The organism is Kitasatospora sp. NPDC096128 (assembly GCF_040303105.1).
Lineage (GTDB): Bacteria > Actinomycetota > Actinomycetes > Streptomycetales > Streptomycetaceae > Kitasatospora.
Window position 1 is genome coordinate 18,035 of sequence record NZ_JBEOSP010000019.1, and the last position, 18,710, is coordinate 36,744.

General features: G+C 73.9%; 16 protein-coding genes. 8 read left to right on the forward strand and 8 right to left on the reverse strand.

Going from position 1 to position 18,710, the window contains the following annotated elements; translation table 11 throughout:
- The first annotated feature begins 197 nt into the window (after window positions 1–197).
- Window positions 198–1,826, forward strand: a complete 1,629-nt coding sequence (locus ABTY61_RS21725; RefSeq protein ID WP_350506667.1) for a hypothetical protein — start codon at window positions 198–200, stop codon at window positions 1,824–1,826.
- A 17-nt stretch (window positions 1,827–1,843) separates the two neighbouring features.
- Here the strand turns inward: ABTY61_RS21725 and ABTY61_RS21730 are convergent, their stop codons facing one another.
- Window positions 1,844–2,302, reverse strand: coding sequence for a VOC family protein (locus ABTY61_RS21730; protein WP_350506668.1), 459 nt, complete (start codon window positions 2,300–2,302; stop codon window positions 1,844–1,846).
- Window positions 2,303–2,438: 136 nt separating this feature from the next.
- Here ABTY61_RS21730 and ABTY61_RS21735 point away from each other — a divergent pair, with 136 nt between their 5' ends.
- Window positions 2,439–3,641 carry a hypothetical protein gene (locus ABTY61_RS21735; protein ID WP_350506669.1) on the forward strand — a complete coding sequence of 401 codons (1,203 nt, stop codon included), beginning with the start codon at window positions 2,439–2,441 and terminating at the stop codon, window positions 3,639–3,641.
- A 57-nt stretch (window positions 3,642–3,698) separates the two neighbouring features.
- Here the strand turns inward: ABTY61_RS21735 and ABTY61_RS21740 are convergent, their stop codons facing one another.
- A complete protein-coding gene (locus ABTY61_RS21740) occupies window positions 3,699–5,309 on the reverse strand; it encodes a PucR family transcriptional regulator (protein WP_350506670.1) in 1,611 nt (536 codons plus the stop codon).
- A 144-nt stretch (window positions 5,310–5,453) separates the two neighbouring features.
- Here ABTY61_RS21740 and ABTY61_RS21745 point away from each other — a divergent pair, with 144 nt between their 5' ends.
- The 4 genes from ABTY61_RS21745 to ABTY61_RS21760 all read left to right on the forward strand — a co-directional run bounded on the left by ABTY61_RS21745 (window position 5,454) and on the right by ABTY61_RS21760 (window position 10,198).
- Complete coding sequence (locus tag ABTY61_RS21745) at window positions 5,454–6,050, forward strand: PadR family transcriptional regulator (protein ID WP_350506671.1); 597 nt, start codon at window positions 5,454–5,456, stop codon at window positions 6,048–6,050.
- Entirely contained in the window at window positions 6,047–7,306 is a 1,260-nt protein-coding gene (locus ABTY61_RS21750; RefSeq protein ID WP_350506672.1) for an FAD-dependent oxidoreductase, read from the forward strand. The genes ABTY61_RS21745 and ABTY61_RS21750 overlap by 4 nt, the downstream gene beginning before the upstream one ends.
- A 176-nt stretch (window positions 7,307–7,482) precedes the next feature.
- The gene (gene pruA, locus ABTY61_RS21755) at window positions 7,483–9,111 is read left to right on the forward strand and encodes an L-glutamate gamma-semialdehyde dehydrogenase (RefSeq protein ID WP_350506673.1); all 1,629 of its coding nucleotides are present in this window, start codon (window positions 7,483–7,485) and stop codon (window positions 9,109–9,111) included.
- A gap of 157 nt (window positions 9,112–9,268) precedes the next feature.
- On the forward strand, window positions 9,269–10,198 hold the full coding sequence (locus tag ABTY61_RS21760) for a proline dehydrogenase family protein (RefSeq protein ID WP_350506674.1): 930 nt from the start codon (window positions 9,269–9,271) through the stop codon (window positions 10,196–10,198).
- A gap of 63 nt (window positions 10,199–10,261) precedes the next feature.
- On the opposite strand, the gene ABTY61_RS21765 is transcribed toward ABTY61_RS21760, so the two are convergent.
- Complete coding sequence (locus ABTY61_RS21765) at window positions 10,262–10,861, reverse strand: Uma2 family endonuclease (protein ID WP_350506675.1); 600 nt, start codon at window positions 10,859–10,861, stop codon at window positions 10,262–10,264.
- A gap of 149 nt (window positions 10,862–11,010) precedes the next feature.
- Between ABTY61_RS21765 and ABTY61_RS21770 the strand changes: the two genes are divergently transcribed.
- Window positions 11,011–11,703 (forward strand): RraA family protein, encoded by a 693-nt coding sequence (locus ABTY61_RS21770; protein WP_350506676.1) that lies wholly within the window; start codon window positions 11,011–11,013, stop codon window positions 11,701–11,703.
- Between the two features lie 5 nt (window positions 11,704–11,708).
- Here the strand turns inward: ABTY61_RS21770 and ABTY61_RS21775 are convergent, their stop codons facing one another.
- The 4 genes from ABTY61_RS21775 to ABTY61_RS21790 form a co-directional block, all read right to left on the reverse strand.
- Complete coding sequence (locus tag ABTY61_RS21775; RefSeq protein ID WP_350506677.1) at window positions 11,709–12,197, reverse strand: GNAT family N-acetyltransferase; 489 nt, start codon at window positions 12,195–12,197, stop codon at window positions 11,709–11,711.
- A gap of 67 nt (window positions 12,198–12,264) precedes the next feature.
- Window positions 12,265–13,230: an SGNH/GDSL hydrolase family protein gene (locus tag ABTY61_RS21780; RefSeq protein ID WP_350506678.1), complete on the reverse strand. Its 966-nt coding sequence runs from the start codon at window positions 13,228–13,230 to the stop codon at window positions 12,265–12,267.
- Between the two features lie 219 nt (window positions 13,231–13,449).
- On the reverse strand, window positions 13,450–14,745 hold the full coding sequence (locus tag ABTY61_RS21785; protein WP_350506804.1) for a TerD family protein: 1,296 nt from the start codon (window positions 14,743–14,745) through the stop codon (window positions 13,450–13,452).
- Between the two features lie 159 nt (window positions 14,746–14,904).
- Window positions 14,905–16,224 (reverse strand): hypothetical protein, encoded by a 1,320-nt coding sequence (locus ABTY61_RS21790; protein WP_350506679.1) that lies wholly within the window; start codon window positions 16,222–16,224, stop codon window positions 14,905–14,907.
- Between the two features lie 329 nt (window positions 16,225–16,553).
- On the opposite strand from ABTY61_RS21790, the gene ABTY61_RS21795 reads away from it, so the two are divergent.
- Window positions 16,554–17,054: an SsgA family sporulation/cell division regulator gene (locus ABTY61_RS21795; RefSeq protein ID WP_350506680.1), complete on the forward strand. Its 501-nt coding sequence runs from the start codon at window positions 16,554–16,556 to the stop codon at window positions 17,052–17,054.
- Between the two features lie 40 nt (window positions 17,055–17,094).
- Here ABTY61_RS21795 and ABTY61_RS21800 read toward each other — a convergent pair whose 3' ends face one another.
- Window positions 17,095–18,564: a GAF domain-containing protein gene (locus tag ABTY61_RS21800; protein WP_350506681.1), complete on the reverse strand. Its 1,470-nt coding sequence runs from the start codon at window positions 18,562–18,564 to the stop codon at window positions 17,095–17,097.
- Window positions 18,565–18,710: the final 146 nt, after the last annotated feature.

The following is an 18,710-nucleotide window of genomic DNA, read 5'->3' on the forward strand; positions in this document are numbered from 1 at the left end:
TCGTTGCCCGATGGCCCGCGCGGGGTTGTGCGCGGTGCCAATGCGAAGGATAAGGGGTGGGCGTACGGAAGCGGCGCGCGCCCCTGTGCGCGCCCCGTGAGGCCGGGCATCGGGGGTGCCCGGCCTATACGCTGAGGTGGTAGATCGACACGCGGGGCTGTTCGAGCTGACCGCTGGCTGAGGGAGAGCACACGACGATGGCCGGACGACGTCGGAAGAACGCGGGGGCTTCGGCCGGAGAGGGCGCGGCCGAGGCGGTCCTGCCCGCGGACCTGGAGCTCCAGGACCTCTACGGGGCGTTCGCCGCACACGGTCTGGACGACGAGGACCTGGACGACGCGGCGGTCCTGGTACCGCCGGTGAAGCTGCCGTCCGAGTCGGAGCTGGCCGAGCAGGCGAAGGCCGTGCCGATGTTCGGCTACGCGCTGGCGCTGGCCCGCTGGGCGGCCCCGCACCGGGTGGTGGACGAGTTCGGCGACCTGGTCGAGGAGGACCGGGCGCCGGTCGCCCGGCTGCTCGGGCTGGCCCCGGCCGAGGGCGAGGTGCCCGAGGAGGCCGAGGTCGAGGCGCTGCGGGCCTGGTCGCTGGCCTGCGACCTGGACCTGGTGGAGCTGGGCATGACCAAGGAGGGCGAGCACGTCGCCGTGCCGGGCCCGGACCTGGAGCCCGCCGAGCAGGGGGACGCGGAGACCGTCCTGGAGCTGTGGCTGACGGCCGCCGGGATCGTCCGGGAGCTGGCGGTGGAGGCGGACTCGCTGCCGGAGGAGGAAGCGGGCGAGGAGGGGGAGGAGCGGGCCGCCGGGGCGGACGAGGAGGACGAGGACGCCCTGAGCGAGGTCGAGGAGGCCCGGGACGCCGCCGCCGAGCTGCTCGACGAGGCGCTGCAGGTGCTGTACGAGACCACCGCCTTCGCCGAGCCGGGCAACGAGACCGTCCCGCTGGGCGTGCTGGCCGCGCTGCTGGTGGTGCCGGAGGGCGAGGAGCCGAGCGAGGAACTGCTCGGCGACATCACCGATGTGATGGTCGCCCTGGACCCGATGCTGGGCGACCTCGCCGAGCTGGGCCTGCTGGAGTACCGGCCGATCGACCCGGAGCTGTTCGACGAGGAGGAGGGCGAGGAGCCCGCCGTCGTCGGCGACGAGCCGCTGGACGAGGAGGAGTCGGCCCGCTTCGGGCTGGTCCGGCTCACCCCGCTCGGCCAGTACGGCATCCGGCAGTGGCTGCTGGAGGACGGCTACGACGCGCCGCTGGTCGGCGAGCTGGCCCAGGGGGACGCGGCCGAGCTGCTGCGCGGGGTGTGCGAGTCGGCCAACGTGCTGCCGGAGGAGGAGCTGCGGGTCTGGGTGGCCGGCCGCGATCCGGAGCCGGCGGCGCGCGAGCTGCTGGCGGCGGCGCGCGGCGACGACGCGTACGGGCCGCTGCGCCGGATGCTGTGCGTCTCGGCGCTCGACCTGCTGGGGGCGGGCGCCGAGCCGGCCGTCCGGGAGGTGCTGGACGACCCGGAGCTGGGCGGCGCGGCCCGGGCCTGGCTGTCGGCGCTGGGTGCGTCGGACGTGCCGGTGCCGGACCGGACGATGGCGCTGTGGACGGTGGTCGACACCTTCGCCGCCCAGCTGCTGGACAGCGGCGGCGACGCGGCGCTGCTGCGCGAGCTGATCGCGGACCTGCCGGTGAAGGGCGATCCGGCGTCGTGGTTCGGCGAGCTGTGGCGGGTCGACCACCCGTACACGGCGGACGTCCTGGAGGCGATCGGCGAGCTGCACACGGACCGGGCGCTCGCCAAGGAGGCGCGCAAGGCGGCCTTCAAGGCGCGGTCGAAGGGCTGAGGGCCGGGCCCGGGGCGCTAGGGGAGGTCCAGCGAGCCGTCCTCGGTGAAGGGGAAGAACGGGTTGTGGGCCAGCTCCCACAGGTGCCCGTCCGGGTCCTCGAAGTAGCCGGAGTAGCCGCCCCAGCTGGTCGGGACCGGCGGCTTGACCACCACGGCGCCGGCCTCGACGGCGGTGAGCAGCGCGGCGTCCACCAGCGCGGGGGACTCCAGGTTCACCGCGAGGGTGACGCCGCGGAAGGAGGGCTCGCCGGTCGCGGGTACGCCCGCGTCGGCGGCCAGCTCCTCGGAGGGGAAGAGGCCCAGCACCGAGTCGGCGGTGCGGAACCAGACGATCTCGGGGCTGGAGGCGGAGGAGCGCTTCCAGCCGAGGTCCTGGTAGAAGCGGGCGCTGCGGTCGAGGTCGGAGACGCCGAGGGTGACGATGCTGATCCGGGCGGGGAAGGCGGGCTGGGCTGCGTCGTTCTGTGCTGTCATGCCGCCAGCGTAGGGAGGGCGGCTGACATCCTGGCCGATGGACACGGCCACCGCCCCCGGACGGCAGTGGAGCTGATGACCCGGCAGCTCCGGGCACGTAAGGTGGCGTCAGCGGTGCGGGCGCGAGGACTCGGGGGTGCGGCGGAGGATGGTGCGGGAGAGCGGCGGAAGGCCCCGGAAGGAGAGCGTCGAGCCGTCGGTGCCGGAGCGGCCGGGCAGGCAGGATCGTTTCGCCGACCAGGAGGAGTTCTCCCGCCGGACCCTCGCCGCGGTGGACTTCCCGGTGTACGGAGTGGCCGGGCCGGCGGGCCGGGGCGAGGCGCTCGCGGCCTTCGAGACCTGCGGCGGCGAGCTGCGCTGGGTCGAGGTGCAGTGCGGTGACTGGACGACCGCGGCCGGACCGTACGTGACCGTGCGCACCTACCGGCCGGGGGCCGACGTCTGTGAGGTGCTGCCCGAGCTGGAGGACGTGGTCGAGGACGAACGGGACCGCGTCTACGAGCAGTTGGGCATCGACGAGGGCGACGGGCCGGGCCGGGTGCGGGCGCTGCGTGAGTGGATCACCGTGGACGGCGTGCCCTGTGCGGTGGAGGTGCACGAGGACTGGCCGGTGCCCGGCGGGCCGACCGGCGCCCCGGCCGGCGGGAGCGGCGGGGCCGCAGTGGCCGGGCCGGTGTGGGCCGGGCGGCTGCGGGTCGACGGGCAGGCCGTCACGGTGTGCGGGCGCGGGCTGCCCCCCGGCGGGGTGGAGCTCGCCGGTATCGGGGACTTCGAGTGCTACCTGCGCGGACGCACCGAGCTGCTGCGCGACCTGGCCTCCCGGCGGGCCCGCTACGTGCCGGTCGAGGAGCGTGAACTGCCGCCCGCCATCGGGCTGGAGGCGCACCGGGAGCTGATCGCCCAGAGCATCGCGGAGGCCGCCGCGATCGAGGCGCAGGTGCGGGTCGGGCGGACGCCGAGGCTGCCGCGCGGGCTGCGCGGGGACGTCTGCGCGGTGCGCTGGGAGGCGGCGGTGCGCCAGCAGATGCGGCTCGCCACGGAGACCCGGGAGGAGGCCGCGGCGGCGGTGACCTCGATGGTCAACCACCTCAACCGGCTCTCCCAGCAGACCCATTGGCTGGTCGGCACGCCGGAGGGGGAGGCGGCGGTCGAGGAGGTGATCCGGTACACGGTGTTCGCCAGCGAGGTGGCGAGCCGGTCGGCGCAGCGGGCCTGGGAGCAGCTGTGGCGGGAGCGCCCGGGGAGCGCCGGGGCGGGCGGCTGGGAGGAGCACCGGCTGGTGGAGCAGCTGTGGCTGGCGGCCTGGGAGCAGTGGCGGGCCACGCGGGGCGGGTCCTAGGGTCCGGATTCGGACTCCCGGCGTCTCGGTCCGCAGGCGGGAGCCTGAAGACAGGCCCTATTCGTCCGCGGGCAGCCGCAGTTGCAGCATCGCCAGCAGCCGCTGCTGCGGCTGGGCGAGGTCGACGCCGGTCAACTGCTCGGCGCGGCGGACCCGGTAGCGCAGGGTGTTGGGGTGGATGTGCAGGGCGTCGGCGGCGACCCGGACCTCGCCGAGCGCGTCCAGCCAGGCGAGCACCGACTCGGCGAGTCGGGTGCCGTGCCGGCGGTCGTACTCGGTCAGCGCGGTGAGCCGCGGGTCGCGCAGGCCGGTGCGGTCCTGGAGCAGTGCCAGCACCTCGCTGACCAGCACCTCGGCCTGGACGTCGATCAGCGCCGCGACGTCGAGGTCCACCCCGCCGCGGCCCATCGCGTCCAGGATGCGGTCGGCCTGGGCCCGGGAGTCCGGCACCTGGGACAGGCCCTCGACAGTCGAGCCGATCGCGGCGCGCAGCGGGACGCCGAGGTGCTCCCGGGCGGCGGCGACCACCTCGGCGGCCCAGCCGCGCACGGTGGTCATCGGCAGGCCGGGCGGCAGTTCGGGCAGCAGCACGTAGACCCGGGACTCGATCGGGGCGAGCAGGGCGGCGCGGTGCCGGGCGGCGGTGTGCACCGAGATCAGGCCGGTGACGTCGGAGCGGTGCAGCGCCTCGGTGGTGTGGGCGCCGTAGGCGAGCACGGTGGCCGGGCGGCGCAGGTCCAGGCCGAGGTGGGTGGCCAGTGACTGGGGGCCGGTGGAGCCCTCCAGCAGTCCGGTCAGCAGGGTCTGGGTGAGTCGGACGTCGGCGGACAACTCGCGGCGGCGGCGCACCAGTTGGGCGGCCGCGACGCGGGCGGCGCCGACCAGGGCCTGCTCGGCGTGCGCGGCCAGCGGCTGGGCGCCCTCCTGCACCCAGATGGTGCCGAGCGGCTGCGCCCCGGCCCGGATGCCGACCGCCAGCCGGCGGCGCAGGCCCAGTTCGGGGTGGGGCTCGACCGCGATCGGGGTGTCCGAGCTGCGCAGGTGCTGGAAGATGCCCCACTCGCGGAGCTTGGACAGGTACGGCTCCGGGCCCTGCCAGCCGAGGATGGAGAGCCGGCGCAGGTCGTCGACCTCGTCGGAGTCGGAGGAGCGGGAGTAGGCGAGGACCCGGCTGGAGGTGTCCTCGATCGAGACGATGCCGTTGGTGAGCACGGCGACGGTCTGGGCGAGGGAGAAGAGGTCGCCCGCGTTGGGTTCGGGGGCACCGGGGGCGCCGGAGGCGTCCGGGGCGTCGGGGCCGGCGATGATCGCCCGGGCGAGCGAGTCGAGGTGTTCCCAGCGGGTCTCCCGGCGCACCGAGAGCAGGGCGACGCCCGCCTCGGTGGCGGCCTCGCGCAGGGCGTCGGCCTGGCCGGGGGCGTCCAGCTTGACCGCGACGGCGGCGGCGCGGGCCCGGCCGGCCGCGCGCAGGGCGGGCAGGGCGGCGCGGCCGCGGGCGCCGATGGCGAGGACGAGTTCGCCGGGGGAGGCGGTCGGCGGGTCCTCCGGGTCGAGGATGGCGACGTCGCGCACGGGGACGTCCAACCCCAGTGGGGCGGCCTGGAGTTCGACCAGGGGCTCGCCGAGCGACATCAGCAACTGGCGGAGCGGAAGGCCGGGGGTGGTCACTCCGGGCCTCCTTCATCCGCTCGGACAACGGTGTGTGGTTGATTTTAGCCGGACGGACAGAGTTGAGGTCCGCCACTCGTAAATAGTTGACTCTGACTATTCAGAGATGGATAGTCGGTACTGACCAAGAGATGAGGATGTCTCGTGGCGAAGCGACGCAAGGTGTCGAACCCGCTGGCTCTCGCGGTCCTGGCCGAACTCCTGGCCGGGCCGATGCATCCGTACGAGATGGGTCGTCGGCTCAAGGAACACGCCAAGGACCGCAACATCAAGTACAACCGCAGCTCGCTGTACATGGTCGTGGAGCAGCTGCGGAAGGCCGGGTTCGTCGCCGAGCAGGAGACCGTCCGCGACACCCAGCGGCCCGAGCGCACCGTCTACGCCCTCACCGGAGAGGGGAAGGCGGAGCTCTACGACTGGATGCGCGAACTCGTCGCCGAACCGCAGCACGAGTACCCCGCGTTCGGGGTCTCGCTGTCGCTGCTCATGGTGCTCCCGCCGGCCGAGTCCGTGGAGCTCCTGGAGCGGCGCCGGGCCGCCCTGACCGCCGAGGTGGCCGAGATCCGGGCGACGCTGCGCAAGGCCACCGAGGAGGGCGTCGGCTGGCTCTTCCTGATCGAGGAGGAGTACCGGGTCGGCGGCCTGGAGACCGAGATCGCCTTCGTCGAGCGCCTCATCACCCAGCTCCAGGAGCCGGACTTCGTCCGGACCTGGCAGGAGTACTTCGGGAGGCTGCAATGAACGCACCGCGTACGTCGAAGAAGGCCCTGGTCATCGGCGGCGGCATCGCCGGACCGGTGACGGCGCTCGCCCTGCGCGAGGCCGGCATCGAGGCGGAGGTCTTCGAGGCCTACGAGACCTCCGCCGAAGGCATCGGCGGAACCTTCATGATCGCCCCCAACGGGCTCGGTGCGCTGGCCGTCGTCGGGCTGGGGGCCGAGGTCGGCGTGATCGGCCAGCCGGTCGGGCCGATGGTGATCGAGGACGGCAGGGGCGGCGTGCTGGCCGAGTTCGCCGGCCTCGCCGACCTGCCCCGCGGCCGGCTGATGCGGCGCGCCGAGCTGTACCAGGTGCTGCAACGGCGGCTGCACGAGGTGGGCCTCGAAGTCCGGTACGGCAAGCGGCTGGTGGGCGTCGAGGAGGGCGCCGACGGCATCACCGCGCACTTCGCCGACGGCACCAGCGCCACCGGCGACCTGCTGATCGGCGCCGACGGCACCGGCTCCACCGTCCGCACCCTGATCGACCCGGCCGCGCCCGCCGCCGAGTACACCGGGCTGCTCGGCGTCGGCGGCTACAGCCCCTACCGGCTCCCCGGCCGGGCCGGCCGCGGCGAGACCGTGCACTTCGCCAACGGCGCCCGCGCCTTCTTCGGCTACTGGGGCCTCGCCGACGGCAGCGGCACGGCCTGGTTCAGCAACATCCCGCAGCCCGAGCAGCTGACCGCCGAGCAGGCCCGGACGGTGAGCCCGGAGGACTGGCTGCGCCGCTGCCGCGAACTGCACGCCGACGACCTGCCCGCCCGCGAGGTGCTGCGGGTCGCCGACGCCGGGACGGTCGAGACCTTCCCCCGGCTGGAGATCATGCCGTCCGTCCCGCACTGGTACCGCGGCCGGATGGTGCTGGTCGGCGACTCCGTGCACGCGCCGTCCAACAGCTCCGGCCAGGGCGTCTCGCTGGCCGTCGAGAGCGCCGTCGAACTCGCCCGCTGCCTGCGCGACCTGCCCGACCACAGCGAGGCCTTCGCCGCGTACGAGGCGCTGCGCCGGCCCCGGGTGGAGAAGATCGCCGCCGACGCCGAACGCACCAACAGCCAGAAGTCCGCCGGGCCGGTCGGGCGGCTGCTGTTCCGGCTGGTCGCGCCGATCATGATGCGGACCTTCATGAGCCCGGAGAAGATGCTCCGGCCGGTGCACGGATACCGGATCGACTGGGAGCGGCGGGTGGTGCCGGTGGGTCGGGCGGGGCAGGCGGGCCGGACCGGCCGGGCTGCCTGACGGGCCGCCGTGACCACCGCGTGACCGCTTTCGTCGGGCCGGACAACGCCGTACGGGGGACTTTAGCCGCCCGGCCAATCAAGTGGCCGGGCGGCCAGGATTAGCGTTCGTGCTGTGGCCTGGGCGCGACCCGCGCAGGCCTTCCCCCGCACTGAACGAAGGAGAGCGTGCGCTTCATGGATGCTGTGACCCAGGTCCCCGCGCCGGTGAACGAGCCGGTCCACAGCTACGCCCCCGGGAGCCCCGAACGGGCTCGTCTGGAGGCCAAGCTGAAGGAGCTGGGCGGCCAGGAGCCGGTCCAGCTGACCATGACGATCAACGGTGAGCGCCGGATGGGCGGCGGCACCGAGATCCACGTCGTCCAGCCGCACAACCACGCGGCTCGGCTCGGCACCCTGCGCAACGCCACCCAGGCCGACGCGCAGGAGGCCATCGACACTGCCCTGGCCGCTGCCCCGGCCTGGCAGGCGCTCTCCTTCGACTCCCGCGCCGCGATCTTCCTCAAGGCCGCCGACCTGCTGGCCGGCCCCTGGCGCGAGACCCTGGCCGCCGCCACCATGCTCGGCCAGTCCAAGACCGCCCAGCAGGCCGAGATCGACACCCCCTGCGAGCTGGTCGACTTCCTGCGCTTCAACGTGCACTTCGCCCGCCAGATCATGGCCGAGCAGCCGATCTCCTCGGACGGTGTGTGGAACCGCAGCGACCACCGCCCGCTGGAGGGCTTCGTCTACGCGATCACCCCGTTCAACTTCACCGCGATCGCCGGCAACCTGCCGACCGCGCCCGCGCTGATGGGCAACGTGGTGCTGTGGAAGCCGTCCCCCACCCAGCAGTACTCCGCGCACCTGCTGATGCAGCTGCTGGAGGAGGCCGGGCTGCCCAAGGGCGTCATCAACATGGTGACCGGCGACGGCCTGGACGTCTCCGCCGTCGCGCTCAAGCACCCCGCGCTGGCCGGCATCCACTTCACCGGCTCCACCGCCACCTTCCAGCACCTGTGGCGCGAGGTCGGCAACAACATCGCCGGCTACCGCACCTACCCGCGGATCGTCGGCGAGACCGGCGGCAAGGACTTCCTGGTCGCCCACCCGTCCGCCGACCCGGCCGTGCTGAAGACCGCGATGACCCGCGGCGCCTTCGAGTTCCAGGGCCAGAAGTGCTCGGCGCTCTCCCGCGCCTACGTCCCCGCCTCGATCTGGGCCGGCCTCAAGGACGAGTTCGCCGCCGAGGTCGACGGCCTCACCATGGGCGACGTCACCGACCTGTCCAACTTCATGTCGGCCGTCATCGACGAGCGGGCCTTCGCCAAGAACAAGGCCGCCCTCGACCGCGCCCACGCCGACGACTCCGTCGAGGTCCTGGCCGGCGGCACCTACGACGACTCGGTCGGCTACTTCGTCCGCCCGACCGTCCTGGTCTGCCAGGACCCGGCCTCCGAGTACTTCCGCGAGGAGTACTTCGGCCCGATCCTCGCCGTCTACGTCTACGAGGACGAGAAGTACGAGGAGATGCTGGCCCAGATGGAGTCCGTCTCGGCCTACGGCCTGACCGGCGCCATCATCGCCCAGGACCGCGCCGCGGCCCAGGACGCGATGCACAAGCTGCGCTTCGCCGCCGGCAACTTCTACATCAACGACAAGCCGACCGGCGCCGTCGTCGGCCAGCAGCCCTTCGGCGGCGGCCGGGCCTCCGGGACCAACGACAAGGCCGGCGCCAAGCAGAACCTGGCGCGCTGGACCTCGACCCGCTCGGTCAAGGAGACCTTCGTCCCGCCGACGGACTACCGCTACCCGCACATGGGCTGACCAGCCCTCCCGACCGCTCTGCGCCAGTAGCCAACGGTCACCCGCGACGCCCGGCCCCGCAGCCGGGCGCCGCCCCGCCGGGGCGGCGGCTCACCCCCGTACCGCCGCCCCGGCCCTCTTTCTGCCACCCTTGGAAACACCAGCTCCAGGAGTCACGATGCTCCGTTCCGCCCTTCTCGCGGCCTCCCGGTCCCCCCAGGTCCGCACCGTGGTCGAGAAGTTCCCGCCGACCCACGCGATAGTCGAGCGCTTCGTCGCCGGCGACGTCCTCGACGACGCCGTCACCGCGACCGACGACCTGGTCGCCACCGGCCGCAAGGTCACCCTCGACCACCTCGGCGAGGACACGAAGGACGCCGCCCAGGCCGCCGGCACCGCCGAGGCCTACGAGCACCTGCTCAAGGCCCTCAAGGAGACCGGCCTCGCGGCCGGCGCCGAGGTGTCCGTCAAGCTGTCGGCCGTCGGCCAGTTCCTGCCGGTGGACGGCGAGAAGATCGCGCTGGAGAACGCCCGCCGCATCTGCGAGGCCGCCGCCGACGCCGGCACCACGGTGACCCTCGACATGGAGGACCACACCACCACCGACTCCACCCTCGCCATCGCGCGCGAGCTGCGGGCGGACTTCCCCTGGCTGGGCGTCGTCCTCCAGGCCTACCTGCGCCGCACCGAGGCCGACTGCCGTGAGTTCTCCGGCGCCGGCTCGCGCGTGCGGCTGTGCAAGGGCGCCTACAAGGAGCCCGAGTCGGTCGCCTTCCAGGGCAAGCACGAGGTCGACCTCGCGTACGTCCGCGCGCTCAAGATCCTGATGGCCGGCGAGGGCTACCCGATGATCGCCTCGCACGACCCCAACATGATCAAGATCGCCGGCCAGCTGGCCCAGTGGAACAACCGCGACCGGGACTCCTTCGAGTACCAGATGCTGTTCGGTATCCGCCCCGAGGAGCAGCTGCGCCTCGCGGAGGAGGGCAACACCATGCGGGTCTACCTCCCGTACGGCCAGGAGTGGTACGGCTACTTCATGCGCCGCCTCGCCGAGCGCCCGGCCAACCTCGCCTTCTTCCTGCGCGCCATGGCCACCCGTAGCTGACCGCGCGCCCGGAACACGCAGCGGCCCGCACCCCTGACGGGGGGTGCGGGCCGCTGTGCGTTTCTAGGCCCGGTGGAAGTGCTTGGTGTCCAGTTCGAAGTCGAAGGGCTCGGGGATGGTGAGGGGCTCGCCGAACGCGGCCAGGTGGACCTCGGTGTACTCCTCGCGGTGCGGCTTGGAGAAGAGGCTGACCTGAGACTTCTCGCGGTCCACGAGGAGGTAGAGAGGGATGCCGGCGCGCGCATAGCAGTGCCGCTTGGTGATCCGGTCCTGGTCGGGCTTGCTCGACGTCACCTCCGCGACCATCGCGACGCCGTCCGGGTCCATCCAGGGTGGGGCGTCCCAGAAGATGTCGAGCTCTCTCGGGGCAAAGGTCAGGTCCGGGATGACGTAGTTCTTGGGGCAGAGGCCTCCCCTGGCCAGTCGAAGACCCTTGTTGCCGGAACCCTGCATTCGGACAGTTGACTTGGCCTTCACTTCGTCGATCAGCAGGTCGAAGTAGTACTCGTGCCTGCCGTCCGGCGGTGGTGCCACGATGATCTCTCCCTCGATGAGCTCAGCTCGGAAGCCTTCGGGGGAGTGCAGGCTCAGGAAGCTCTCCAGCAGGATGTCGGCCTGCGATGGGGAGTTCGTGATCGGTTGCTCATGCGCCACAGCACTCATGATGCCCCTCCTTCGGATGGGCGTCACGCTATTCGCCCGTCGGTCGGGTGATGCAGCGCGCGGCGGACTTTCACTCGATGGTGTGAGTTTGGGGTCCGGCATAGCATGACGGTGCTGGTCAACTGGGCTTTTCATGGGAGGAGTTGGGGATGCAGAAGGAGTTCGAGGGGCTGTCGACGCCGTTGGTGGCGGATGCCTGTGTGCGGCTCGGGGTGGGGGTGCGGGCGGCGCCGGCGGGGGTGGGGGCGGTGGTGGCCGGGGCGCGGGTCGCGGGGCGGGTGCTGCCGGTGCGGCACTACGGGAGCGTGGACGTGTTCCTGGAGGCGTACGGGGCGGCGCTGGACGGGGACGTGCTGGTCGTCGACAACGGCGGGCGGACCGACGAGGCCTGCATCGGGGACCTCGCGGTGCTGGAGGCGCGGGCCGCCGGGGTGGCCGGGATCGTGGTGTGGGGGCTGCACCGGGACACGCCCGAGCTGGTGGGGATCGGGCTGCCGGTGTTCAGCTACGGCGCGCTGCCGGTGGGGCCGTTGCGGCTGGACGGGCGGGAGCCGGAAGCGCTGGAGTCGGCACGGTTCGGGCCGCACCTGGTGGGCGTCGGGGACGTGGTGTTCGCGGACCCGGACGGGGTGCTGTTCGTGCCCGCCGACCGGGCCGGGGAGGTGCTGCGGACGGCCGCGGCGATCGCCGCCACCGAGCGGGCGCAGGCGGAGCGGATCGTCGCCGGGGACACCCTGCGGAAGCAGACCCGCTTCGAGGAGTTCCTGGAGCGGCGCGCCGCCGACCCGTCGTACAGCTTCCGGCGGCACCTGCGGCGGGTCGGCGGCGCGATCGAGGAGTGAGCCGCCTACAGCGGGCGGTGCATGACGTGCAGGCCGACGTAGCCGTCGACCGGGTGGTGGAAGGCCTCGGGGACGGTGCCGACGATCTCGAAGCCCAGCGACTCGTAGAGCTTGACGGCGTGGTGGTTGCTGGCGACCACGGCGTTGAACTGCATGGCGCGGAAGCCCGCCCGGCGGGCCCAGTCGAGGGTGTACTCGACCAGGGCCCGCCCGATGCCCTTGCCCTGCTGCGCCGGGGCGACCAGGTAGCTGGCGCTGGCCACGTGCCCGCCGTTGCCGGGGCGGTTGCGGTTCATGGTGGCGGTGCCGAGGACCGTGCCGTCCTCGTCGACGGCGACCACCGTGCGGTCGGGGGCCGTCTTCATCCACCACTCCCGGCCCAGCTCGGAGGGCATGTCCAGGGGGTAGGGGAAGGTCTCGCCGGCGGCGACGACGGCCTGGAAGAAGGGCCAGATCGCCGGCCAGTCCTCGGGGGTGGCTTCGCGGATGATCATCCGACCAGGATGATCCCGAACGGGCGGTCCGGCCAGTGGTTTTCCCGCCCGCCGCGTCGGGTGGGGGTCAGTTGCCGAGGAGGGCGGACCCGACCCGGTCGGCGGCGAAGGCCTGGCCCCTGGCGTTCGGGTGGACCAGCGCGTACCTGAGGGGCACGACGCTGGTCAGCACGCCGTCCAGCCAGTGGTCGGCGTCGCAGACGCTGTGGCCGGCGGAGCCGGGATAGAGGTCCACGTAGGTGTCCTGCTGCGCCGAGGACACCTGCTCGATGACCAGGTTGAGCGGCTCCAGGACGCCGGTGCGGGCCCAGGCGAGGTCGCCCGTGGTGAAGGTGGCGAACTGCAGCGGGTTGCCGTACTGGCAGCGGGCGGCGTCCTCGGGGACCAGGTGCGGGTAGCCGACGGTGACGACCTTCGCAGAGGGGGCCTTCGCCCGGAGGGCGGCGAGCATGGTGCCGTAGTCGGTGCGCAGCCGGTTGAGCCGGCCGGGCAGTTGGGCGGCGTACTTGTCCTTGCAGGGCGTGCCCTGGCCGAGGTGGGTGGCGCCGAGTTCGATGCAGTCCTTGAGGATCTGGCCGAAGCCGAGGTCGTTGCCGCCGATGCCCACGGTGATCACGTCGGTGTCCGGGGTGACGGTGTCGATCTGCGGCGGGACGGGCGGGTAGGGGGCGTCGGGGTCGGTGCCGAGCGGCGGGAGCGGACGGCCGAGCGGGCTCTGCTTGTCCGCGTAGACGTCCGGGCTGGTGGCGCCGCTGCAACTGACGTTGTGGAGGTCGACCAGGGAACCGAGGTCGCGGCGGAGGAGCTCGGGGTAGGAGCCGGTGGTGCGGGCGCAGCCGTCCTGGGGCGCGGTCAGGTCGCCGGTGGCCTCGATGACGCCCGCGGTGTAGGAGTCGCCGAGGGCGGCCCACTTCAGCGCGGCGGCGCGGGTGGCGGGCTTGGCCGCGGCCTGGGCGGCGGTGGGGGTGATCAGGCCGAGGGCGAGGGTCGCGGCGGTGCCGGCGACGGCGAGGCGGGACGGGACACGGGGCACGGTCTCTCCTCCACGGGTGCACGGGTGTTGCGGGTGCAGGACTGCGGGGGAGGGCGCGAGTCACCCCCCGGAGAGTCAATCGAGTCGATCCGTGGGCGACTTGATGCCTCGGGAGGGTGAATTCGCGGGCGTGGCTTTGACGTTCGGGGTCAGGCGTTCGGAATCAGCTGTTCGGGATCGGACGTTCGGGATCGGACGTTCGGAATCAGCTGTTCGGGATCAGAGGAGGGCGGCGGAGGGCTCGATCATCGCCCGGGCGGTCTTGCCGTCGACGAACTCGCCGAGCGCCGTCATCTCCCACTCGCCGGTGGGGCGGCGGACCAGCTTGCACATCACCACGCCGGTGCGCGGCTCGGACTGGGTGAGGTCGAAGCGGACCAGTTCCTCCTCGGTGCGGACGTCCACCAGGCGGCAGTAGGCGTTCCGCAGCTCGGTGAACTTCTGGCCGGAGAAGGAGTTGACCACGAACACCAGCGCGTGGACCTCGGCCGGCAGGCCGTCCAGGTGGACGGTGATCGCCTCGTCGTCGCCGCCGTCGCCGCCGACCAGGTTGTCACCGGAGTGGGCGATCGCGCCGTTGAAGATGGTCAGCTTCATGAACCAGGCCGTCTCCAGGCGCTGGTGCTTGGCGTCGAAGGCCAGACAGGAGGCGTCCAGGTCGATGTCGCGGCCGCGGGCGGCGGACTCCCAGCCGAGGGCCATCCGGACGGAGGAGAGGAAGGGGCGGCCGTTCTTCACCAGGGAGACGGAGCTGCCCTTGACCAGGCTGACCCGGCCCTTGTCCAGGGTGACCTTGGGGCGGTCGGCGGGGGCGGGGAGCGGTGCCGGGGGCTCCGGGGGCGCGACGGGCATGGACGGGACGGTGGCCAGGGCGATCCGGGGGTCGAGCGCGGGGACCGGCGGGACCGGGGGCACGGGCGGCACGGGCGGGACCGGCGGTACGGGAGGCAGCGGCGGGGTGGCCGGGGAGTGCATCTGGACGGTCGGCGCGCTCGACTGCGCGGCCGGGGGCGGGGTCGGGGAGTCGTCGACCGTGACGCCGAAGTCGGTGGCGATGCCCGCCAGGCCGTCGGCGTAGCCCTGGCCGACCGCGCGCACCTTCCAGGCCCCGTTGCGCCGGTAGACCTCGACCACGATGAGCGCGGTCTCCAGACCCAGCCGGGGCGGGGTGAAGGTGGCCAGCACGGCGCCCGTGTCGGCGTCCCGGACGGTGGCGGTGGGCTCGATCCCGGCGAAAGTCGCGGACTGGTCGGCCGGGCTGGCGGTGACCACGACCTTGCTGATGTCGGCGGGGACGCTCAGGGTGTCGACGGTGATCGCGTCCGGTGTGCCGGCGGAGGCCGGGCGGAGGCTGACGCCCGGGCCGTGCGGGGCGTTGAAGAAGACGAAGTCGGCGTCCGAGCGGACCTTGCCGGCGTCGGTCAGCAGCAGACCGGAGACGTCCAGCGCCTTGGGCGCGGTGACCTCGACGGTCACCCGCGCGGCGGTCAGCGGTGCGTTGCCGCCTTGGGTCAGGACGGTGGACAAGGACTCCTCCTCGGGTGCGGAACGACGGCCTGGGCCGGGGCCGGTGGGGCCGCCGGGCCGGGTGCTGCTCACAGTAACGAACGGGGGTACGGGGATGAGCCCGGGGAGCCGGTCGATCGTCGGACGATCGGACCGGCAGAGGGGAGGTCAGCGGGTGCGGGGCGCCGACGGCCGGACGGCCTGAGGTGCGACGTGCCGGGCGGGTCGCGGTGCCGACTGATGGTCAGGCTGCTGGACCGCTTGCGGGGCCGACTGCTGGGCGGCCCGCAGTACCGACTGATGGTCAGGCTGCTGGACCGCCTGCGGGGCCGACTGCGCCGCCGACGGGCCGAAGCCGCCGAGTGCGGCGACCGCCCGGGGGCGGTCGATGCCGAAGGCGGCGGCGTTCCAGCTCTCCTGCGGGCCCGGCTTGCGTACCGGGCCGTGCGGCTCGGCCGGGCGGGCGCCGCGCACCACGAAGCCGTAGCGGCCGGGCTCGACGTCGGTGCCGGGCGGGGTGGTGAAGCGGTAGACCAGGGCGCCGCGTTCCTGCTGGGTGGTCACCACGGCGCCGGGCAGGTCGGTCCAGGCGGCGCCGGCGCCGGGGGCCAACTCGCCCGGGGCGAGCCGGAATTCGGCCTGCAGCGCGGTGACCGGTTCGGTCACGGTGAGGTCGAGCGCGTGCCGGAGGCCGTCCCGGCCGACGGTGCTGGTCAGGCCGGCGCCGGCCAGGGCCTGGTCGGCCTCCGGCTCGGCGGAGTCGGCGGAGTCAACGGCATCGGTGGAGTTGGTGCCGTCGGTGTTGCCGAAGGCGCCGGGGCGGACCGGCACGGCCGGCTGGAGTGCGGGCGGGTGGAGCGTGGGCGGGTGCGGGGACTGCCCCGCATCGGCCGTCCCCGCGTCCGGCTGGCCGGTGCCCGGCTGTCCCGTGCCCGGCTGCCCGGTGCCGGGCGCGGCCGGGTCGGCGGACGCGGGCGGCTGGGCGGAGGGGGAGGTCCCGGTCGCCGGGGTGCCGGTGGCGGGGTGCGGGTCGTGCCCGGCGGAGGCCTGACCACCCGTCGACGGCGTGACCGGGGCGGCCGTCCCGGCGCGCAGGCCGGACGGCGGCGTGGCCGCGGCGTTGGCCGGAGCGGGCGGGTGCGAGGAGGCGTGCCCCGAGGGCTTCGGCTCGTGCGGACGGCCGGAGGGTGGGGGAGTGTCCGTGGTCCGCTCGGAGGCGGCCTCGGCCTGATCGGTCCCGCTCGGGCTGGGCGGCGGGCTGGTGCCGACCCGGGCGACGCCGGCCCGACGGCCGATGCCCTGCTGCTCGTTCAGCAGGAGGGTGGTGGCGATGCTGATGCCGACCACGGTGGACATCGCCATCGCGGCGCCGGAGAAGCGCAGGGTGGGCAGCCGGAGCCGGCCGCCGAACGGGCGCGGCCGACCGTGTCGGCCCTGTCGTGCGGGTTCGTGCTGCACGTCCCGCGTGGTGTTCCCACGCACAGCCACCGGACCCCTCCCTCCCCGAAGCCGCCGTCGCGTCGCCGCATTCTCCCACGCAGTGCCACCGGGCCCGGATCCGGCCGCCCCGGACCGGTCCCGCCGCGGGCCCGCGTCGGGAGGGGGAGAGCGTACCAGCGGGTGGCCGGACGGCGGACAGAATCCCTCCATTTTCCGGACACCCGTTCGATGAGCGGAAGTTGACGGTCCGTCTGATATTCCTGGTAAGGGGCGGTCGGCCCGGAGGGGGGTTATTGCAACCCCCTTGCAACCCTTGCCCGCCCGGCCGCGGGTGGCGCAGGCTGATGGCATCCCGCGCCGTTCCCGGAGAGACCGTCATGCCGCCCGACCCGCTGTCCGCAGCCTCCAGTGCCCCCCTCGCCGCCACCCCCACGGGCGGCGATGGGGGCGGCTCCACCGCCGCTCCGGCAGCGGTGGAGGAGGTGCTGACGCTGCGGATCTCGCTGGGCGACGAAGTGGTCGGCGAGGTGCGCACCCGGTTCCGCTTCGAGGCCGCACGTCCCTACGAGGTGCTGCTGACCTTCCACCTGGGGCGTCCGGACGAGGCGGACTGGGTGTTCTCCCGCGACCTGCTGCGCGACGGACTGCAGACGCTGAGCGGCCAGGGCGACGTCAAGCTGTGGCCGGCCTACTGCCCCTGCCACGGCTCGACGCTGCACCTGGCGCTCGAATCCCCGCACGGCAGCGCCCTGCTGGAGGCCTCCAAGCCCCGGGTGCAGGCCTGGCTGGACCGCACCTACGCGCTGGTCTCGGTCGAGGCCGAGCGCGACTGCGGGCCCACCGACGCCCAGTTGGCCGCGCTGCTCGCGGGCGGCTGAGGGCCGGAACCGCCGGTCGCGGCCGGGCCGCCTCCGGCCGTTATGCCGAGGTCGCCGCCCCCGCGACCGGGCCGCCCGGGACCGGTGGGCCCCCGCCGTGGCGCGGTGACGGCACGGGAGCCGCCGCACCGGGCAGCCGGACCAGGCCCGCCGCCAGGTCCGTCCGCAGCCGCCGTACCGCGGGCGCGGTGGAGGCGGGCAGCAGGTCGAACGGATCCGCCGGCCCCTCCACCGTGACCACCACCGAGTCGGCGAAGCGGTACGGCCGGTGGGCCAGCAGGCCGCCCAGGTAGCGGCGCAGCCGGGACAGCTCGGCGCGGACCGTGACCGTCCGCCCCGCGTCGCCGAACAGCGCCTCGGCCAGCTGGGCCGCGGTGCTGCCCTCGCGGGCGGTGGCGAGCAGCAGCAGCAGTTCGGCGTGGCGCGGGCTGACCGGGTGCGACCAGCTGTCGGCCGCGCCTCGGACGGACAGTTCGGGGCGGTCCGGTCGGCGCAGGTCGAGCTGGAGCCGGGCGCCCTCGGCCCGTTCGGCGCTCACCGTGCCGGAGCCGTCCGCCTCGGGCGGGCGGACGGGCCGCACCAGCCAGCCGTCCGCGAGCGGTTCCAGCACGCATTCGCCCAGGCCCGGCACCCAGTGCACGGCAGCCGGTGCCCAGCCCTCGCTGGGGATGCGCAGCCGGCCGCGTGGCGGCAGCCCGGCCGAGGCGGCGGTCCAGCCGGCCGCGTCCACCACCAGGGCCGGTCCGCCGACCCGGGCGAGCAGCGGGGCGGCCAGGGTGCGCAGCTGGTTCAGCGCCTCCAGGCGGTGGGCGCGCAGCTCGGTCTCGGCGAGCCGGGCGGCGGTGGCGGTGAGCTGGAGCAGGTACGGGCGGACGTTGTGGGCCGGGCCGCTGAGGTTGACGGCGCCGACCAGGCGGCCGGTGGCCGGGTCGTGCACGGGCGCGGCCACGCAGGTCCAGGTGTGGTGGCTGCGCAGGTAGTGCTCGGCGGAGTGGACGTGCATCGGGCGCTGGGCGCGCAGCGCGACGCCGATGCCGTTGGTGCCGACCGTCTCCTCGATCCAGCGGGCGCCGGTGACGAAGCCGATCCGGTCGGCGCTGCGGCGCAGGCCCCGCTCGCCCTCCTGCCAGAGCACGTGGCCCTCGGCGTCGGCGATGGCGAGGATCAGCGGCGCCTGGCCGACCGGTTCGAGCAGGGTGTCGCGCAGCACCGGCATGACGTTGTCGAGGCCGCTGGACCGGCGGCGCTGCTCCAGTTCGGCGGGGCCGAGCAGCACGGAGGCGGCGCCGGCGTCCGGGTCGAGGCCGAGGCGGCGCAGCCGGGCCCAGGAGTCGCCGATCTCGGGGCGGGGTTCGAGCCGGCCCGGCGTGCCGGGTGCGCCGGGCTCGGGGAGGGCGAGTTCGCGGGCGGCGGCGTCGGCGAGGGTGCGCTCGTGGACCTTGGCCAGCTCCGCCGCGGTCGGCGGGGTGCGGCGCTCTGGTCGTCGGGACTGCCGTCCGGTCTGCCGCACTCGCGTTGCTCCTCGCCGCCGTTCGAGGCCGCGCCGTGGTCGACGCGCTGACGAAAGCGTACGGGGGCGATGGGCGTGTGGGGATGGGGTCTGCCAAGTCCGGATACCGGTCGGTACGGAAACCGCTCCGAGGTGGTGCGGGGCTT